Genomic DNA, 17,811 nt, shown 5'->3' with positions numbered 1-17,811 from the left:
ATTTTCGTCGGCATACAGTGACCGTTCTTTCGAGGAGACTTAGCCATGAACGCCCGCCCCGTCATCGACGACCTGTCGTCTTTCTGGATGCCCTTCACCGCGAATCGCCAGTTCAAGGCCGCGCCGCGCCTTCTGGAAAGCGCGAAGGGCATGTACTACCGGTCGACCGATGGCCGGGAAGTGCTCGATGCCTGCGCGGGCCTGTGGTGCGTGAATGCGGGTCATTGCCGCGACGAGATCGTCGAAGCGGTGCGAAAGGCGCTCGGCACGCTGGATTTCGCGCCGACGTTTCAGATGGCTCACCCGCTCGCGTTCGAAGCCGCGACCAAAGTCGCCGAGATCATGCCCGAAGGTCTCGATCGCATCTTCTTCACAAACTCGGGTTCGGAGTCGGTCGACACGGCGCTCAAGATCGCGATCGCCTACCATCGCGCGCGCGGCGAAGGCCAGCGCACGCGGCTCATCGGGCGCGAACGCGGGTATCACGGCGTGGGCTTCGGCGGCATCTCGGTGGGCGGCATCGCGCCGAACCGCAAGACGTTCTCGGGCGCGCTGCTGCCTTCGGTCGATCATCTGCCGCACACGCACGATCTCGCGCACAACGCCTTTTCGAAAGGCCAGCCGGTTTGGGGCGCGCATCTCGCGGACGACCTGGAGCGCATCGTCGCGCTGCACGATGCATCGACGATTGCGGCGGTGATCGTCGAGCCGGTCGCGGGCTCCACCGGCGTGCTGATTCCGCCGCAAGGCTATTTGCAGAAGCTGCGCGACATCTGTACGAAGCACGGCATTCTGCTGATTTTCGACGAAGTCATCACCGGCTTTGGCCGTCTCGGCAAGGCGACCGCCAGCGAGTTCTTCGGCGTGACGCCCGACCTCATCACCATGGCCAAGGCCATCAACAACGCGTCGATTCCGATGGGCGCGGTGGCGGCGCAGCGCAAGGTGCACGACACGATCGTCGATGCAGGCGCGGCCAATGCCATCGAACTTTTCCACGGCTACACGTACTCCGCGCATCCGGCGGCGACCGCTGCGGCCATCGCCACGCTGGACCTTTACGCACGCGACAAGTTGTTCGACCGCGCGGCGTCGAAGGCCGCGAAGTTCGAGAGTGCCGCTCACGCACTGCGCGACGCGCCGCACGTGAAAGACATCCGCAATCTTGGACTGGTCGCGGGCATCGAACTCGAACCGCGCGACGGCGCGCCCGGCGCGCGAGCCTACGAAGCGTTCGTGAAGTGTTTCGAGGCGGGCGTGCTCATCCGCTATACGGGCGATATCCTCGCGTTTTCGCCGCCGCTCATCATCGAAGACGACCAGATCGACCGCATCTTCGCGACGGTGAGAGAAGTGCTCGCGACGGTGCAATAGAACTTGAGACGATCGCGCGCTTCGTTGAGACGCGCGCGCATTCACGGCGGCCCTGCTCCGGCCTACAGTTGACTCACGCCATTCAGATGGCTCACCAACCAACCGGAGCACACCATGTCGCGTCTTTCTCAAGTCAACGTCAACGAAGCCACCGGCAAGACCGCTGAACTCTTCACCGCCATCAAGAAAGCTGCGGGCCGCGTGCCGAACGCGTATGCCACCGTCGGCACGCATAGCCCGGCGGCGCTCGGCGCGGCATTGTCGAACGATGCCGTGCTCGCGAAGAGCAGTCTCGACAAGGCGGATGCCGAAGCCATCAAGCTCGCCGTGAGCGAACTGGCGGGTTGCGACTACTGTGCCGCTGCGCATACGGTCGTCGGGAAGATGGTCGGGCTGACGCAAGACGAGACGCAGCAGATTCGCGCAGGCAATGCGACCGGCAACGCAAAGCGCGATGCACTTGTGCGCTTCGTCCGGCAAGTCGCGGATTCGCGCGGCACCGTGGATGCCCGCGTGCTCGCCGATGTGCGCGAAGCCGGCTATTCCGAAGCGCAAGTCATCGACGCCCTGTTCGCGATGAGCGTCATCAACTTTACGAACCTCGTCAACCGCGTGAACGATACGACGCTCGACTTCCCTGCGCTCGTCTAAGCGTTCGATGACTTCGTGAACCGGTCGATCACCGCGCTCACCAGATCGACCGGAACCGGAAAGACGATCGTCGAATTCTTGTCGCCGGCGATCGTCGTCAGCGTTTGCAGATAGCGCAGCTGCATGGCCTGCGGGGCTTGCGCGAGCATCTGCGCAGCTTGCAACAGCTTCTCCGATGCCTGCAATTCGCCTTCCGCATGAATGATCTTCGCGCGACGCTCGCGCTCGGCTTCGGCCTGACGGGCAATCGCGCGGATCATCGTCTCGTTGATATCGACATCCTTGATTTCCACATTCGATACCTTGATGCCCCACACGTCCGTCTGCGCGTCGAGCACGCGCTGGATGTCGCTGTTCAGGCGCTCGCGCTCGGACAGCAGTTCGTCCAGTTCGTGTTTGCCGAGAATGGCGCGCAGCGTCGTCTGCGAAAGCTGGCTCGTCGCGTCGAAATAGCGCGCGACCTGAATCACGGCCTTCTCCGGATCGACCACGCGGAAGTACACGACCGCATTCACTTTCACGGAGACGTTGTCGCGCGTAATGACGTCTTGCGGCGGCACGTCGAAAACCACGGTGCGCAGGTCCATGCGTACGACTTGCTGCACGACCGGGATGATGAGCACGAGCCCCGGCCCTTTGACCTTCCAGAAACGCCCGAGCATGAAGACGACGCCGCGCTCGTACTCGCGAAAAATGCGTACCGCCGACGCCAGCAGAAAAATGAGCAGCGCGAGAATGATGCCGCCGAAACCGAAAGTCATCCCCATGTCTTTAGCCTCGTTCAAGGTGCATTGCGATGTGATTCGTCGAACGGCTCGACGGTCAGCGTGAGTCCGTGGCGTGCGGTCACGCGCACGCGCGCGCCTTGTTCCGGCAGCGCATCGGGCGATGCGGGCTGCACCCGCCAGCGTTCGCCGTGCACCTGCGCCCAGCCGATCGTTTCGCCGGTGTCGCCGCCCTCCAGCATCACGCCGATGCTGCCGAGCAAGGCCTCGCCGCCGCTGACGACGGGCCGCCTGCGCGCCTTCAGTGCTAATCCCGACACCGCGAAGACGAAGAGCGCGGAGAAAAGCGCAAGCGCCGCGACGACGCCGAACGGGATGCCGAAGCCGGGCACGTCGGTATCCACGAGCATCAGCGCGCCGATGGCGAAAGCCACGATGCCGCCGATCCCTAGCGTGCCGAACGTCGGCAAGAACGCCTCCGCGACGAGACAGCCGATGCCCAGCACCAGCAAGCCGAGGCCCACGTAGCTCACGGGCAGCAGTTGCAGCGCGAACAGGCCGACGAGCAGACAAATCGCGCCCGCCATGCCCGGCAGTACGTAGCCCGGATTCGCGAATTCGAAGAAGAGTCCGTACATGCCGATCATCATGAGGATGAGCGCGACGCTCGGGTCCGTGATCGTCGCGAGAAAGCGGTTGCGCCAGTCGGGCCGGAACGCGACGACGCTCGCATGCCGTGTCGCGAGCACCCGTTCGCCCTGCGCGGTGCGCACGCGGCGGCCGTCGAGCTTCGCGAGCAGATCGGGAATGTCGGTCGCGGTGAGGTCGATCACTTTCTGCGCGAGCGCCTCGTTGGCCGAAAGCGCGACGGCCTCGCGCACCGCGCGCTCGGCCCACTGCGCGTTGCGGCCGCGCAATTGCGCGAGACCGCGGATATATGCGGCGGCGTCCTGAACCTGCTTGCGGGTTTCGGTCGATGCCCCTTCCGACGCAGCCGACGCACCCGACGCCGCGCGCTCCGGGCCACCGGCGCCCAGTTGAATCGGGGTGGCCGCGCCGAGATTCGTGCCAGGCGCCATCGCGGCGATATGGCTGGCGTACACGATATACGTCCCCGCGCTCGCCGCGCGCGCCCCGCTCGGCGCGATAAACGCTGCCACCGGCACGGGCGACGCGAGAATCGCCTGAATGATGGAGCGCATCGAGAGATCGAGACCGCCAGGCGTGTCGATGCGAAGGACGGCGAGTTGCGCGTGCTCGTCGGCGGCGCGCCCGAGCGATCGCACGACGAAGTCCGCGCTCGCCGGGCCGACCGCGCCCGTCAGCGGAATGACGACGACGGGCGCAGCGGCGGCGCACAGCGGCATCGCGGCGAACGCCAGTAGCACGAGCAGGCGTCGGAGAAGCGGTAGAAGCCGGTCAGCGGGATTCGTTCTCATCTTCGGCAATCGCCGGTCGCGGCCGGCGTCGCGCATGGTCTCGCTTTCAGCTTAGGCGAAACGACCGTCGTGCGGTCGATGATCTTCTCGACATCGGCGGTCTCGCTCAATTCCGCGACGAAGCGCGCGCGGTCGAAGTCCGGCGACACGCAGCCGTCCACATAGACGAAGCGCCGCTGCAACGTGAGCCACAGACTCGTCTTCTCGCGCCATTGCAGCGATGCGTTGAGCGCGTTCAGGCGGCGCGTGACGCTTTCGGCGATCTCGCGATCGTAGTCGTAGCTGTTGGGCAGGCGGCAGCGGCCCGCGATCCAGCAACTGTTGCCGCGCTCGATGCGGTAATGCGCTTCGTCGAGCCATTCGGCTTCCGTCTCGAACGGGCCACGCGGCGCGGGGCAATCGGCGATGGCGTGCGATACGTGCAGAAACGGATCGTTGCCGCGATTGGCCGGACCGGCGAGCGTGTCCTCGGCGTGGGCGGCGAGCGCGTGCAGCCCGACGAACGCGGTGAGGAACGCGGCGGCTTTTCGTGTGCGCATGATCGTCCGATGCGGTGAACGGCACGCGCCAAGCATAGTCCATCATCGTGTGAACCAGCCGTTACACTGGAACAGGCACATTCCCTCGGATCGAAAACGACATGAAACAGGCACTCCACCATCTGACGCTCGCAACCGGCTCGCGCGGCCTGCACGAAGTCACGCGCGAGATCGACCGCTGGATCGACTTGCAGGACATCCGCACGGGCCTGCTGACGGTGTTTTGCCGTCATACGTCGGCGTCGCTCCTGATTCAGGAGAACGCCGATCCGGACGTGCGCGCGGACCTCGAACGGTATTTCGAAGCGGTCGCGCCGGAAGCGCCGGGCCGCTATATCCACGACGCGGAAGGCCCCGACGACATGCCCGCGCATCTTCGCACCGCGCTCACTACCGTTCAGCTTTCCATTCCCGTGGAAGCGGGCCGCATGGTGCTCGGCACGTGGCAGGGCATCTATGTGTTCGAGCACCGGGCGGCGCCGCATCACCGCGAACTCGTGTTGCATCTGATCGGTGAGTAACCTACTATACGCTCCGCGTACATCTCGGAGCGTCTCGTGACTCAGCAACAAACTCTGCTTCGCGACGCCATGCGGCGTCTGAACATGACCCGCGATGCGTTTGCATCGCGCATCGGCGTATCGCGGCGGGCGCTGGACACGTGGCTGCTGCCGGACGAATCGCCCGAATCGCGCGTCATGCCGGAAATCGCGGGGCGCTATGTCGGCGAGATTCTCGCGGGGATGCCGGAAGGCGGCACGTCTACGCAGAGCGCATATTCCATCGGATTTGAAGGGCGGCCGCAGTTGCTGTCCATCGACCAGTTCTCGCGCGATTCTGCCGAGGCCCTTTTTCGCACCGCCGACATGATGCAGCCCATCGCGCGCCGCCGGAAAATCACGCGCGTGCTGGAAGGCGCGGTGCTCGCCAATCTGTTCTTCGAGGCCAGCACGCGCACGCGCGTGAGCTTCGGCGCGGCGTTCTGCCGGCTGGGCGGCTCGGTGTGCGACACGACAGGCTTCACGTTTTCGTCGATGGCGAAGGGCGAATCCATCTACGACACGAGCCGCGTCATCAGCGGTTACGCCGACGCGATCGTCGTGCGGCATCCCGAACAGGGCTCGGTAGCGGAATTCGCGCGGGCGACGAACGTGCCGGTGATCAACGCGGGCGACGGACCGGGCGAGCATCCGAGCCAGGCGCTGCTCGATCTGTACACGGTTCAGCGCGAGTTTTCGCGTCTGGGCAAGATCGTGGACGGCGCGCACATCGTGATGGTCGGCGACCTGAAATACGGCCGCACGGTGCACTCGCTCGCCAAGTTGCTGTCGCTGTACAAAGGGCTGAAGTTCACGCTCGTTTCGCCCCAGTCGCTGGAGATGCCGGCGCATATCCTCGACCGCATCGCGCGCGGCGGCCACGTGATCGAGCAGACGAGCGATCTGCGCGCGGGCCTCGCCGGTGCGGACGTCGTCTACGCGACGCGCATCCAGAAAGAGCGGTTCGCTGACGAGTCCATCGAAGGTTACACGCCGGACTTCCAGATCAATCAGGCGCTCGTCGACGAGGCATGCGGGCGCGACACGCTGATCATGCATCCGCTGCCGCGTGACAGCCGTCCCGGCGCGAACGATCTCGCGACCGACCTGAATCACGATTTGCGGCTCGCTATCTTCCGGCAGACGGACAACGGCATCGCCGTGCGCATGGCGCTGTTCGCGGTGCTGCTGGGCGTCGAGAATCAGGTGCGTCATTCGATGCGCGACGCGACGTGGAAATCGCCCGCATCCATCGGCCCTGACGATGCGGTGTTTCAGGGCTTCGATTGCTGATCCGGCGCAGTCACGGTTTGATGATCGTGCGTCCGGCCAGCGCGCACGTGTGATCCTGTAGCTCTTCCGACGACGCGAGATCGCCCGGACCGACGCTATCGTTGAGCAGAAAGAACGCCGGTGCGCCGTCGCTACGCTGTCCGCCGACCAGTAGCAAGGTCTGATCGCCCATGGAGCCGCCTTCCTGCGCGACAGTCGCGGCCAGCAGCCTGAACGGATCGGTGCGGGAAAGGTCCGCGTCGTCGATGCGCATCGCGCGATACCTGTGTCCGCGCAGCCGCACAGGCAGCGGCTTCCATTGGGTGCCGATGCCCGGCCCCGTTTCGCGCAGCGTCTCGGCCACGTCGTCCGCCAGACAGTCGATATGAATATGCAGCTGGTTCTGCGTGCGTCCGCTCGCCGAATTGACCGCCAGCGACAGTTCGTCGCGCGGCAAGAGGCGGCGCAGCGCGTCGTCGACGTAATGGCGCGCATTCCATGCATCGCGCCAGTAATTTGGCGTCTCCGGTTCCAGCAGCGCGGGACTCTCGATGCCGCTCACGCGTGCGGTCGGAATCAGCAGATACTGCGCGACGCCGACGAGATCCTTCAGCACCGCATAGCCGCCCGCGCGGTTCACCTCGGCGCACGGCTGCTCGACGGGCGCGCCCTCGGCGGCGGGCACGCAGCGGTCGTGGACGATCTGCCAGAGCGCGTCGGAGCTGCCAGCGCGCACGGGCGACGACGCCACGCCGAGCGCCACAGCGGCGCAGAATAGAAGGCACTGTGTGATGATCTGCATCGGCAAAGGTCCGGACGAAAGCACACAGCGTGCAGGATTTCGCTTGCAAGCGCGTGACTTTCGGCGCGTTCGCGTTGGGCGCAAAAAAAAGCGCCGGCCGCGATCAACGCGGCCGGCGCTTTTTTCATGCTCTACTGCTTACTGCACTTCTCGCACTGCTGTTACTTCTACTGCCCTGCTGCCTGCTACCCGCTGCGTCGAGAGAGCTGCGGGTCGATGTACACCGGCTTAGTGGCCGAAGTAGACCGAGTTGCGATCCGACATCGACACAGCCGAGCGAGCGCCCGATTGCGCCGTACCGGCGGACGAGGGACCGTACGACGTTTCTGCCACCGCGCCTTGCTCGGCGTTCACACGCGCTTGAGCGGCTTGCAGGTTTTGCGGATAGCTCACGCGGTCTTGCGACGGGTTGTAACCAGCCTTTTCCAGTTGGGCCAGTTCCGCGCGGACCTGAGCGCGCGTGACGGGCGCGTTGCTTTGCGCGAACGCGAAAGTCGGGGCGGCCAGAGCCGAAGCGATAACGAGTGCCGGAACGAATGACTTGATCATGATGACCTCCAGTAATCTTGTTTTGAGATCGAACAGAACTCAGAAGCTTTTAAGCACTTTCTGATTTCCTTCGCTTGACGACAAGTGTAGGAGGACTGCGACCTAGGGGAAACCCCAATTCTCACGAAATATTTTTGTTCAACGAGCAACAATCGAATTGGTCGGCCGAAAGCCCTCGCGCGCCGGAAAGAAGCCGCCGCCTAGATTCGCCTCCGAGGTCAGGCACAGTCCGGCGACCGCTCGGCTCGCGGCAACCGGCGGCATGCGCTGGCGTCCATGTGAGTGGGAACGACGCTGTCCCACTCGACGCCTGTGAGCACGCCATCGTCGTCCCATTCCATCAGCACGTTGCGCCGCCAGCCATCCGGCAGGCGCGCGTATTCCGCGAAGAACGGTATCAAGCTCGTATCTCCTCGATGCCGATGACGAGCCACGCCGCATCGCTTGTAGCTTCAACAGCGCACGGCTGCTCGACGCGCACGGTATCGCCGACATCGAGCACCGCACGCGAGCCGTCGGCGCAAGCGATGCTCACCCGCCCGCGTGCGCAGTAGACGAATGTCAATTCGTGCGCCCGCGCCAGTTCATGACGCCCGGCGCGCCGGACGCACACCGACGTGCGCGCCCGGTCGCGCCGCACCATCACGTTGAAATCGCGCGTCGGTCCGTTGATCAGACTCGCGCTAATCGGCGTTTCACCGGCGAAGCGCGCCATCGCGAGCGGTTGGTCCAGCCGATGCTCCCGGCCACCCGCTTCGGCGAGCCGCATCCCTACGCCGTCCAGCAGCACGAGCACGCGATCGACGCCCGGAAACACCGAAAAAGCGCCGTCGGACGATACATCGGCAATCGACAAGCGCCACGCGAACGCATCGAGCGACGCGCCCGGCGGCCCCGCCGCAATCTCGCGCGTGATGCCGCCGCCGTTCTTCCACGGCACGTCGATGAGCGAAGCCGCAGGAATGATCGTCACGTCAGAAATGCCCGGTGAATTGATAGCGGTCGCCGGGATGCCACAGGTTCGCGACAGACGCGACCGCATCCCGCGACCACGTGCGCCGATGCAGCAAGAGACACGGCTCGTGGACGCCCATCGCGAGCGCCTCGCGGATTTCCGGTGATGGCACGGACGCCTCGATCCGGTACTCCACGCGCTGAAGCGGGGCGGCGATCATCAGGTACTGGTTCGGCGTGATCGTCGTGAAATCCTGCCGCGCGTACTCCGGCGCGAGCGCCGGGTTCACGTAACGTTCTTCCAGCTGCACCGGCTCGTCGTTCTCGAAGTGCAGCACGCGCGAATGAAACACCGGCCTGCCGAGCGCGAGCTGCATCTCAGCGGCGAGCGCCTCGTCGACGATGGATGCGCCCAGATGCAGCACTTGCGCACGATACGCATGGCCGCGCGCAGCGATTTCGTCGGAAATGCTGCGAATCTCGACGAGCGTCGACGCGTACTTCGGCTGCGCGACGAACGTCCCCGCGCCTTGCACGCGCGTGAGCACCTGTTCGGCCGTCAGTTCGCGCAGCGCGCGGTTGACGGTCATGCGCGCGACCTTGAATTCGCGCGCCAGCTCGTTTTCCGAGGGCACCTGATCGCCCTCGCGCCACTCGCCGATATGAATGCGCTGCAGGATGTAGTCCTTGATCTCCTGATACGCGGGCGTGTTCATGCGCTCGCGTCCGCTTGCTCGAATGCTTCGGATGCGAACGCGAACGGGCTATGCCTCGCGATGACGCCTTGTTCGACCAGCTTCGCGATGGCCGCGATGTCCGGCGCGAAGTATCGGTCCAGGTCGTAGTGCGGCACGTGCGCGCGCAGCGTGTTCATCACCTCGATGAGCGGCGCGCTCGTCTTGTGCGGCGCGCGCAGATCGACGCCCTGCGCCGCCGCGAGCAACTCGATGGCGAGAATGTTGGCCGTGTTGCTCGCGATATCGCCGAGCTTGCGCGCAGCGAACGTGGCCATCGAAACGTGATCTTCCTGATTCGCGGAAGTGGGCAGCGAATCGACGGAAGCGGGATGCGCCAGCGTCTTGTTCTCGGAAGCGAGCGCGGCCGCCGTCACATGCGCGATCATGAAGCCGGAGTTGACGCCGCCGTCGCGCACGAGAAACGGCGGCAGGCCGGACAGCGTGGCGTCGATCAGCAGCGCGATGCGCCGCTCCGCCAGCGCGCCGATTTCAGCAGCGGCGAGCGCGAGATTGTCGGCGGCGAAAGCAACCGGTTCAGCGTGGAAGTTGCCGCCTGACAGCACTTCGCCGGTCTCCGGGAAGATAAGCGGATTGTCGGAGACGGCGTTCGCTTCGATCAGCAGGACGTCGGCGGCGTGGCGCATCTGGTCGAGGCACGCGCCCATCACTTGCGGCTGGCAGCGCAGGCTGTACGGGTCCTGCACCTTTTCGCAATCCGCATGCGACAGATTGATGCCCGAGCCCGCGAGCAACGCGCGATACGCGGCTGCGGCGTCGATCTGTCCGCGATGCCCGCGCAGTTCGTGGATGCGCGCATCGAACGGCACGACCGAGCCTGCGGCCGCATCCACCGACAGCGCACCCGCGACGAGCCCGGTGCGGAACAAGTCCTCGATGGCAAAGAGGTGATACAACGCCAGCGCCGCGGAAGCCTGCGTGCCGTTGAGCAGCGCGAGTCCTTCCTTGGCCTGCAGCGTCAGCGGCTTGAGGCCAGCGACCGCGAGACCGTCGAGCGCGCTCGCGCGTTCGCCGCGAATCGTGACTTCGCCGATGCCGAGCAGCACCGTCGACATGTGCGCGAGCGGCGAAAGATCGCCGGATGCGCCGACCGAGCCCTTTACCGGAATGATCGGCAGCACGTCAGCGTTGAAGAGCGTGACGAGCGCCTCGATCACTTCGCGGCGGATGCCCGAATGGCCGCGCCCGAGGCTCGACAGCTTGAGCGCCATGAGCAGCCGCACGACCGGACGCGACATCGGTTCGCCCACGCCCACCGCGTGCGACAGCACCAGATTGCGCTGCAACAGTTCGAGTTGCTCCGCGGGAATATGCGTGTTCGCGAGCCGCCCGAAGCCCGTATTGATGCCGTACGCCGGATAGCCCTTTGCGGCAATGGCAGCGACCGCGCGGGCGCTCGCGTCGATAGCGGGAAAGCTCGCGGGATCGAGGCGCAGCGAATCGGAACCGCGCGCGATGCGGCGCAGTTGCGGCAGCGTGAGTTTTCCGGGCGTCAGCGTGATCATGTTTCATCCTGTCTATACAAGTCAGACGCCAGTCTAAACGGGCATAAACGGCGAAACAAGGGGCTATGCGGGATTCCACTGAGACCCAATCCCGTATGTGCGGACCGCTTGTCTATACAGACGCGCAGCATTTACAGCACTTTCTCCATCACGAACTGCACGAACCGCTGCCCGCGCACGACGACCGCCCGCGCCAACAACATGGTGAATCCGCAGTATTCGAAGAACGGCCGGCCAGTCGCGCTCGCATACGTATGCAGCACCTGCATACCCGCCTCATCCGCCTCCGCCTCGATGCGCGCGAGCAGCGCCGTGGCGACGCCTTTGCGCTGGTGGTCCGGATGAACGAACATCATGTCGATCAGGCCGTTTCGTTCCAGATCGGCGAAACCGGCGAGCTGGCCGCCGCTAAACGCCACCCACGTGGGCCGGCTTGCGCGCGCGACGGCCCATTCGTCGGGATCGGCTTGCGCCCAGACGTCGATCTGCTTTTCGTTGTAATCGGCCGATGCCGTCTCGCGCACCGCGCGCAGGAACAGGTCGATCACGCCGTCGAGATCACTCGCCCGGTACGGTCTGATTTCGATTAGCGGGAACTCGGGCATGTCTTCACCTTCTTTGTTGCGATAAAAGTCGAGCCGCTGCTAGCGCGGCGAAGAGTTGGGCGTCGGAAACGCGGGGAGAATTGTAGGAAAGAGGCGCGTGAGAAAAGCCAAAAGGTGTCGCGACAGTTAGCTTACGACGGCCACCGTTGCAATGCCGAGCGCGGTCATCAAGAGCGACGCGCCGACGTGAATCGCGATTTCCGCGAGCGCCCAGCCGAGCCGCCCTTGCTGGAGATGCGCGACCACTTCGGCCGAGAACGTCGAAAACGTGGACAGGCCGCCCATCAAACCGGTGATCACGAAAAGCCGCCACTCGACGGAAACGTCCGGGACGCGCGCAAAGAACGCGACCGCCACGCCGATGATGTAACCCGCAATCACATTGGCGGAAAACGTGCCGAGCGGCAGGTTCGGAAACACGGCGTTGAGGCGCAGACCGAGCGCCCAGCGGAGCAGCGAGCCAAGACCGCCGCCGAGTCCTACCGCGATGATGGACAGGTACATGTTGTTGTTCAGTTATCTTGATGAAAGCGCAGCAAGCGGACGTCACGCTCCGCGAGCGAGCCGCTCGGTCAGCGCGGCGCGGCTCGACTCGACGATCCAACCCCGGGCGTGCCGCAGATGCGCAGTCCGTGTGCCGTCGCGCCGCGATTCCCAGCAGCCGGCCTCGTGACCGTCGATGAACAATGATCCGCGCATGACGAGCGTGGGATCGGCGGGATCGAGCGTGGTGTCGTCGTTGTGTGCGAGTCTAACGTCATGCATGGACTTCGCCTGCCGGCTACTGAATCGAGCTTGCCTGCTCAAGGGCTCCATTCTAACGACACTTGCGGGCCTCACCGCAACATGAATGACATTGCCGAAAGGCAATTGAGCGTGCGAACGACGTGCTCGGCACCGGGCGCATCGAAGGCTAGCGTGACCCCGTCGATGCGTTCGAGCGACGGCCACTGGCAGAAAAGATCGGCGAGCGCGCTGGTCTGCACGCGCAGTTCGCAGTGCATGTTTTTTGATGCATGGCGCGCGCCGAACGTTTCGGGCGCGGCTCCTTCGACGACTTCTCGGGCGGCGCGCCGGATCGCTTCGCACGCCGCTGCGGGCGTTTGCGTGACGCCGCTCGAATAGCCGTGCGCCGTCTTCACGCAAACGAAGCGCGCGTCAGGAAAGAACTGCAGCGTCTCCGCGCCGAAGACGTCATCGCCCGTCAGCAGCGCCACGCGCGCACCGCGTTCTTCCGCGAGCCTGCCGTAGAGCGCCGCTTCGCCGACTTCGTCACCGTCCAGCAGCACGCGGGCGAACGCCGCGCTATTGATCGTATGCGCCAGAATCCCGCGGCTTTGCGCGCGCGCGTGGTAGCCGACCATGAACACGAGATCGGGCGATGCCTCAAGGCCCGCCATCATGCCTAGCGTGCGTGGCTTGCCGAGCACGAGCTGGACGCGGGCATCGAAAGCATCGGGCAGGAGATTGCGAAAGCCTCCATGCGAATCGTTGACCCATACTTCGGACGCACCGCCTTCGATTGCGCCCTGCGCCGCCGCGTTCGCTTCATGCGTCATCCAGCGACGCGCCTGCTCGTAGTCCGCGTTGCCCGGCCGCGTTTGCTCCGGATGGAACACGCCCGCGATGCCTTCTATATCGCTCGAAATCAGTACTTTCATGGCTGAAGTTTCAATGCATCCGTAAGCGACAGCCGCTGATGGCCGTCGCGACCCGTCACGGTCTTCGCGCTGAATAGCGCATCGAGAATGGCTTGTTCGACGCTATCGGCAGCCGCCTGAAAAAGCGGATCGAGGCGCGCGTCGGCAAGCAAGGGCGGCAGCGTGACCCACGCGGCATCGTGCGCAACGGTGTACGCCGTAGAGAACGCGAGCGCGATATCGCCGCTTCCGTGGCCATAGACCGATCCCGTGCGCGCGAGCCCGGCGGCGGCGCGCATCGCGAGACGGCGCAACTGTCGCGCATCAAGCGGCGCATCGGTGGCGAGCAGCATGATGATGCTGCCTTGTTCCGGCTCCATCCGACTCTGCGTGGCTGCGTGCAGCCTGCGGCCGACAGGGTCGCCCGCTATCGTCAGTTGCGGCAAGCGTCCGAAGTTGGCGAGCACGAGCGCGCCGATTGCATAGTCGTTTGCGCCGATGTCCACGATCCGGGAGGCCGAACCAATGCCGCCTTTCAACTCGAAGCACGACATGCCACGGCCCGCGCCAACGGCACCGCGAGCGAATTCTTTCGAGCATCGGGCGAGTGCTTCGCGATAGTGCGCCTCTTCGACCGCAAACGCCTGCATGTCGTTCAGATAGCCGTCGTTGCACTCGAAGACGAGCGGATTGACGCTCGGCCAGTCACGGCCTATCGCTTCATTTACTTCGCACGTCGAATGAATCTGTGCCGATGCTACAGCACCGACACCGAACGTATTCGTCAACGCAATCGGTGTTTCGAGCACGCCGAGTTCATCGACTTGCACGAGGCCGACGCTCTTGCCAAAGCCGTTGATGACGCACGCGGCGGCGGGCACTTTCGCGCGATACACGTCACCGCTATGCGGACGCACGACTGTGACGCCGGTTTGCACGCTGCCATCATCGAGCGTGCAGTGGCCGACCGTCACGTCCGCGACATCCGCTATCGTGCCGCGTGCGCCCGCTCGCAAGGTGCCTACGTGCGGTGCTTTCGTCACGGCCGGTCCAGTTTGGGATCGAGTGCATCGCGCAAGCCGTCGCCTAGCAAATTGAACGCGAGCACCGTGAGGAAAATCGCGAGGCTCGGGAAGATGGCCACGTGCGGCGCCATCGCCATGTCGGCGCGCGCTTCGTTGAGCATCGCGCCCCACTCGGGCGTCGGCGGCTGTGCGCCGAGGCCGAGAAACGAGAGGCTCGCCGCCGTGATGATCGACGTGCCGATGCGCATCGTGAAGTACACCACCACTGATGAAATCGTGCCCGGCAGAATATGGCGCACGATGATGGTCCAGTCCGACGCGCCGATGCTGCGTGCCGCCTCGATGTACGTCAGATGCTTGAGCGCGAGCGTGTTGCCGCGAACGAGCCGTGCGAACGCGGGAATGCTGAAGATGGCCACGGCGCAGATCACGTTCACCATGCCGTTGCCGAGAATCGCGACCACGCCGATAGCGAGCAAAATGCCGGGAAACGCGAACAGCACGTCGGAGATGCGCATCACGATGCGGTCCCACCATCCCTCATAATAGCCCGCGAGCAGGCCGAAGAACGTGCCGATCACCGCACCGATGACCACCGACAGCAAACCTGCCGTCAACGATATGCGGCTGCCGACGAGAATGCGGCTGAGAATATCGCGCCCTAGCGAATCGACGCCGAACCAGTGCGCCGCGGACGGACCCGCGTTGAGCGCATCGTAGTCGAAGTAGTTCTCCGGATCGAAAGGCGCGATATACGGCGCAATGATCGCGATCACGATCAGCAGCAGCACGAACACCGCCGCGATCATCGCGACATGCTGCTGCCGGAACTTGCGCCAGAACTCGGTCCACGGCGTGCGGACGTTCTGCTGGCTGTCCTGTGCGGCTTGCACGGTTACGCTCATGCCGTCCTCACTTGAAACGGATAGTCGGGTTGATGACCGCGTACAGCACGTCCACCACCAGGTTAATGACGATGAACTCCAGCGAGAACAGCAGCACTTCCGCCTGAATCACCGGATAGTCCCGCATTTCCACGGCATCCACGAGTAAGCGTCCAAGGCCCGGCCAGTTAAAGACTTTCTCCACCACGATCGAACCGCCCAGCAGGAAGCCAAACTGAAGGCCCATCATGGTGACGACCGGAATCATCGCGTTGCGCAGGCAGTGCTTCACGATGACGATAGGCTCATGCACGCCCTTTGCGCGCGCGGTACGCACGAAGTCTTCGCCGAGCACCTCGACGAACGACGCGCGCGTGAAGCGCGCCATCACGGCAGCCACCGCTGCGCCGAGCGTGAGCGATGGCAGCACGTAGCTTTGCCATGTTCCGTCGCCGACGATGGGCAGCCAGCCGAGCTTCACCGAGAAGATCTCCATCAGCAGCATGCCGAGCGCGAACGCGGGAAACGAAATGCCCGACACCGCGAGCGTCATGCCGAGCCGGTCCGGCCACCGGTTGCGCCATACCGCCGACACGATGCCGATGGTCATGCCGAACACCACGGCCCACACCATGCTCGCGAGCGTGAGCCACAGCGTCGGCATGAAACGCTCGGCGATTTCGGTGCTGACGGGGCGCTTGCTTCGCGTCGATCTGCCGAAGTCGAAATGCACGACCTTGCCGAAGAAGCTCGCGAGTTGCTGCGGCAGCGGCTTGTCGAGGCCCAAGTCCGCGCGAACGAGCGCTACCGTCGCTTCGTCCGCTTCGGCGCCCGCTGCGAGCCGCGCGGGATCGCCCGGCAACAGATGCACGAACATGAAAACCAGCACCGCGACGATAAAGAGCGTCGGCAGCAGCCCGAGCAGGCGTTTGGCAAGGAAGTTGAGCATCGCGGCCTTTACTTGATGGCGATCTCGTCGAAGTTGAAGGAGCCGTCGGGCATCACGTAGGCGCCGGAAAGACGCTTGCTGCGCGCATACACGACCTTCTCCGTTACGAGGAAGATCCACGGCGCGTCGGCCCAGATGCGCTTCTGCGCGTCGGCGTAGAGCGCGGCTTTCTCGTTGCGGTCGGTGGTCGCGAGTGCCTTTTGTAGGTCGGCATCGACGTTATCGTTCTTGTAGTACGCCGTATTCGCGAGCTTCGGCGGAAACGACGCGCTCGACAACAGCGGCGAGATGGCCCAGTCCGCTTCGCCCGTCGAGGACGACCAGCCGATGTAGTACATGCGCACCGGAGCCGTGGCCGGATCGGGCGCGCTATCCACGCGCTGCACGCGCTGCCCGGCTTCGAGCGCCTCGACCGACGCCTTCACGCCCACTTGCGCGAGCTGCTGCTGCACGAACTGGATGATCTTCTGCGCAGTCGTGTAGTTGTAGCCCGACCAGAGCGTCGTCTCGAAGCCGTTCGGATAGCCCGCTTCCTTCAACAGTTCGCGCGCTTTCGCGGGATCGTATTTCCACGGGCCGGTCTTCGTCGCATAGTCGACGCCCGGCGGCACGACGCCTTCGGCCGGCACCGCATAGCCCGCAAATGCGACCTTCACCAACGCCTCCTTGTTGATCGCATAGTTGAGCGCCTCGCGCACCTTCGGATTATCGAAGGGCTTCTGCTGCATGTTCAGGCTGATGTAACGCTGAATGATGGAAGGCGCGGCGATCAGGTCCACCTTCGGACTCGTCTTGAGCGTCGCCGCCTGCTCGAACGGCACCTGAAACGCGAAGTCCGCTTCGCCCGTTTGCATGAGCGCGGCGCGCGTGTTGTTATCGACGACCGGCTTCCAGTCGATCATGTCGATCTTCGGATAGCCCTTCTTCCAGTAGCCCGCGAACTTCTTCACCTTCAGGTCGTCGGTCTGTTTCCATTCGACGAATTCGAACGGTCCCGTGCCGACCGGATGAAATGCGATCTCCTTGCCGTATTTCTTCAACGCGGTCGGTGAGATCATCACAGCCGAAGGATGCGCGAGCACGTTGATGAATGCCGAGAACGGGAACTTGAGCGTCACCTTCACCGTGTTCGGATCGACCACTTCGGTCTTGTCGATCTTATTGAACAGGTTGTAGCGCTTGAGCTTGTTCGCGGGATCGGTGACGCGGTCGAACACCGCCTTCACGGCTTCGGCGTTGAAGTCTGTGCCGTCGTGAAATTTCACGCCCTGGCGCAGGTGGATCGTGTAGACCTTCGCGTCCGGGCTTGCTTCGTAGCTCGTCGCGAGCACGGGCTGGATCTTCATGTCCTTGTCGAAGCCGTAAAGCCCCTGATAGAACGACTTCGCGACCGCTTGCGACAGCGTGTCGTTCGCATCGTAAGGATCGAGCGTCGTGAAAGTCGAGGCGACCGCCATGACGGCGGTGCTTTGCGCATGCGCGGACACGGGACCGAGTGCGGACAAGGCGGCGAAGCCGGTGAACGCGCCGGCCGCGAAAACCGCGCGCAACGGTGAAGGACGAGAGGACGGCATCGTGAGGCTCCTTGGCTTGACGTTATGGTT

Annotated in this window: 21 protein-coding genes; 4 read left to right on the top strand and 17 right to left on the bottom strand. The window is 64.3% G+C overall.

What is annotated here, in order from left to right; genetic code table 11:
* Window positions 1-45 precede the first annotated feature (45 nt).
* The gene (locus P9239_RS05680; RefSeq protein ID WP_309749498.1) at window positions 46-1,374 is read left to right on the top strand and encodes an aspartate aminotransferase family protein; all 1,329 of its coding nucleotides are present in this window, start codon (window positions 46-48) and stop codon (window positions 1,372-1,374) included.
* Window positions 1,375-1,488: 114 nt separating this feature from the next.
* Entirely contained in the window at window positions 1,489-2,025 is a 537-nt protein-coding gene (locus P9239_RS05675) for a carboxymuconolactone decarboxylase family protein (RefSeq protein WP_309749497.1), read from the top strand.
* On the opposite strand, the gene P9239_RS05670 is transcribed toward P9239_RS05675, so the two are convergent.
* The 3 genes from P9239_RS05670 to P9239_RS05660 are packed head-to-tail and all read right to left on the bottom strand — an operon-like array spanning window position 2,022 to window position 4,728.
* Window positions 2,022-2,792, bottom strand: a complete 771-nt coding sequence (locus P9239_RS05670) for a slipin family protein (RefSeq protein WP_309749496.1) — start codon at window positions 2,790-2,792, stop codon at window positions 2,022-2,024. The two genes, P9239_RS05675 and P9239_RS05670, sit on opposite strands and share 4 nt — an antisense overlap.
* A 14-nt stretch (window positions 2,793-2,806) precedes the next feature.
* A complete protein-coding gene (locus tag P9239_RS05665) occupies window positions 2,807-4,189 on the bottom strand; it encodes an NfeD family protein (protein WP_404980136.1) in 1,383 nt (460 codons plus the stop codon).
* Window positions 4,186-4,728 carry a BON domain-containing protein gene (locus tag P9239_RS05660; RefSeq protein WP_309749495.1) on the bottom strand — a complete coding sequence of 181 codons (543 nt, stop codon included), beginning with the start codon at window positions 4,726-4,728 and terminating at the stop codon, window positions 4,186-4,188. Before P9239_RS05660 ends, P9239_RS05665 begins: the two co-directional genes overlap by 4 nt.
* A gap of 101 nt (window positions 4,729-4,829) precedes the next feature.
* Here P9239_RS05660 and P9239_RS05655 point away from each other — a divergent pair, with 101 nt between their 5' ends.
* On the top strand, window positions 4,830-5,249 hold the full coding sequence (locus P9239_RS05655; protein ID WP_309749494.1) for a secondary thiamine-phosphate synthase enzyme YjbQ: 420 nt from the start codon (window positions 4,830-4,832) through the stop codon (window positions 5,247-5,249).
* Window positions 5,250-5,318: 69 nt separating this feature from the next.
* On the top strand, window positions 5,319-6,560 hold the full coding sequence (locus P9239_RS05650) for an aspartate carbamoyltransferase (RefSeq protein WP_404980170.1): 1,242 nt from the start codon (window positions 5,319-5,321) through the stop codon (window positions 6,558-6,560).
* 10 nt (window positions 6,561-6,570) lie between these two features.
* Here the strand turns inward: P9239_RS05650 and P9239_RS05645 are convergent, their stop codons facing one another.
* The 14 genes from P9239_RS05645 to gsiB form a co-directional block, all read right to left on the bottom strand.
* Window positions 6,571-7,341, bottom strand: coding sequence for a CDP-diacylglycerol diphosphatase (locus tag P9239_RS05645; RefSeq protein WP_309749492.1), 771 nt, complete (start codon window positions 7,339-7,341; stop codon window positions 6,571-6,573).
* A gap of 228 nt (window positions 7,342-7,569) precedes the next feature.
* Window positions 7,570-7,887, bottom strand: a complete 318-nt coding sequence (locus P9239_RS05640) for a DUF4148 domain-containing protein (protein ID WP_309749634.1) — start codon at window positions 7,885-7,887, stop codon at window positions 7,570-7,572.
* A 221-nt stretch (window positions 7,888-8,108) separates the two neighbouring features.
* Window positions 8,109-8,291 carry a hypothetical protein gene (locus P9239_RS05635; RefSeq protein WP_309749642.1) on the bottom strand — a complete coding sequence of 61 codons (183 nt, stop codon included), beginning with the start codon at window positions 8,289-8,291 and terminating at the stop codon, window positions 8,109-8,111.
* The gene (locus P9239_RS05630) at window positions 8,288-8,863 is read right to left on the bottom strand and encodes a HutD family protein (RefSeq protein WP_309749491.1); all 576 of its coding nucleotides are present in this window, start codon (window positions 8,861-8,863) and stop codon (window positions 8,288-8,290) included. The genes P9239_RS05635 and P9239_RS05630 overlap by 4 nt, the downstream gene beginning before the upstream one ends.
* Window position 8,864: 1 nt before the next feature.
* A complete protein-coding gene (gene hutC / locus P9239_RS05625; RefSeq protein WP_309749490.1) occupies window positions 8,865-9,560 on the bottom strand; it encodes a histidine utilization repressor in 696 nt (231 codons plus the stop codon).
* Window positions 9,557-11,104 (bottom strand): histidine ammonia-lyase, encoded by a 1,548-nt coding sequence (gene hutH, locus P9239_RS05620; protein ID WP_309749489.1) that lies wholly within the window; start codon window positions 11,102-11,104, stop codon window positions 9,557-9,559. Before hutH ends, hutC begins: the two co-directional genes overlap by 4 nt.
* A gap of 131 nt (window positions 11,105-11,235) precedes the next feature.
* Window positions 11,236-11,709 (bottom strand): GNAT family N-acetyltransferase, encoded by a 474-nt coding sequence (locus P9239_RS05615; RefSeq protein ID WP_309749488.1) that lies wholly within the window; start codon window positions 11,707-11,709, stop codon window positions 11,236-11,238.
* A 126-nt stretch (window positions 11,710-11,835) separates the two neighbouring features.
* Window positions 11,836-12,213, bottom strand: coding sequence for a fluoride efflux transporter CrcB (crcB, locus tag P9239_RS05610; protein ID WP_309749487.1), 378 nt, complete (start codon window positions 12,211-12,213; stop codon window positions 11,836-11,838).
* 42 nt (window positions 12,214-12,255) lie between these two features.
* Window positions 12,256-12,474, bottom strand: coding sequence for a hypothetical protein (locus tag P9239_RS05605; protein ID WP_309749486.1), 219 nt, complete (start codon window positions 12,472-12,474; stop codon window positions 12,256-12,258).
* A gap of 71 nt (window positions 12,475-12,545) precedes the next feature.
* On the bottom strand, window positions 12,546-13,370 hold the full coding sequence (locus P9239_RS05600) for a M55 family metallopeptidase (RefSeq protein ID WP_309749485.1): 825 nt from the start codon (window positions 13,368-13,370) through the stop codon (window positions 12,546-12,548).
* Window positions 13,367-14,392 carry a P1 family peptidase gene (locus P9239_RS05595; RefSeq protein ID WP_309749484.1) on the bottom strand — a complete coding sequence of 342 codons (1,026 nt, stop codon included), beginning with the start codon at window positions 14,390-14,392 and terminating at the stop codon, window positions 13,367-13,369. Before P9239_RS05595 ends, P9239_RS05600 begins: the two co-directional genes overlap by 4 nt.
* Window positions 14,389-15,279 (bottom strand): glutathione ABC transporter permease GsiD, encoded by an 891-nt coding sequence (gsiD, locus tag P9239_RS05590; RefSeq protein WP_309749483.1) that lies wholly within the window; start codon window positions 15,277-15,279, stop codon window positions 14,389-14,391. Before gsiD ends, P9239_RS05595 begins: the two co-directional genes overlap by 4 nt.
* A gap of 7 nt (window positions 15,280-15,286) precedes the next feature.
* The gene (gsiC, locus tag P9239_RS05585) at window positions 15,287-16,207 is read right to left on the bottom strand and encodes a glutathione ABC transporter permease GsiC (RefSeq protein ID WP_309749482.1); all 921 of its coding nucleotides are present in this window, start codon (window positions 16,205-16,207) and stop codon (window positions 15,287-15,289) included.
* Between the two features lie 8 nt (window positions 16,208-16,215).
* A complete protein-coding gene (gene gsiB, locus P9239_RS05580) occupies window positions 16,216-17,781 on the bottom strand; it encodes a glutathione ABC transporter substrate-binding protein GsiB (protein ID WP_309749480.1) in 1,566 nt (521 codons plus the stop codon).
* Between the last annotated feature and the right edge of the window lie 30 nt (window positions 17,782-17,811).

It is taken from the genome of Caballeronia sp. LZ062 (genome assembly GCF_031450785.1).
Classification (GTDB): domain Bacteria; phylum Pseudomonadota; class Gammaproteobacteria; order Burkholderiales; family Burkholderiaceae; genus Caballeronia.
Note: the sequence above shows the minus strand (reverse complement) of the source record. Positions and strands in the feature narration are given on the sequence as shown.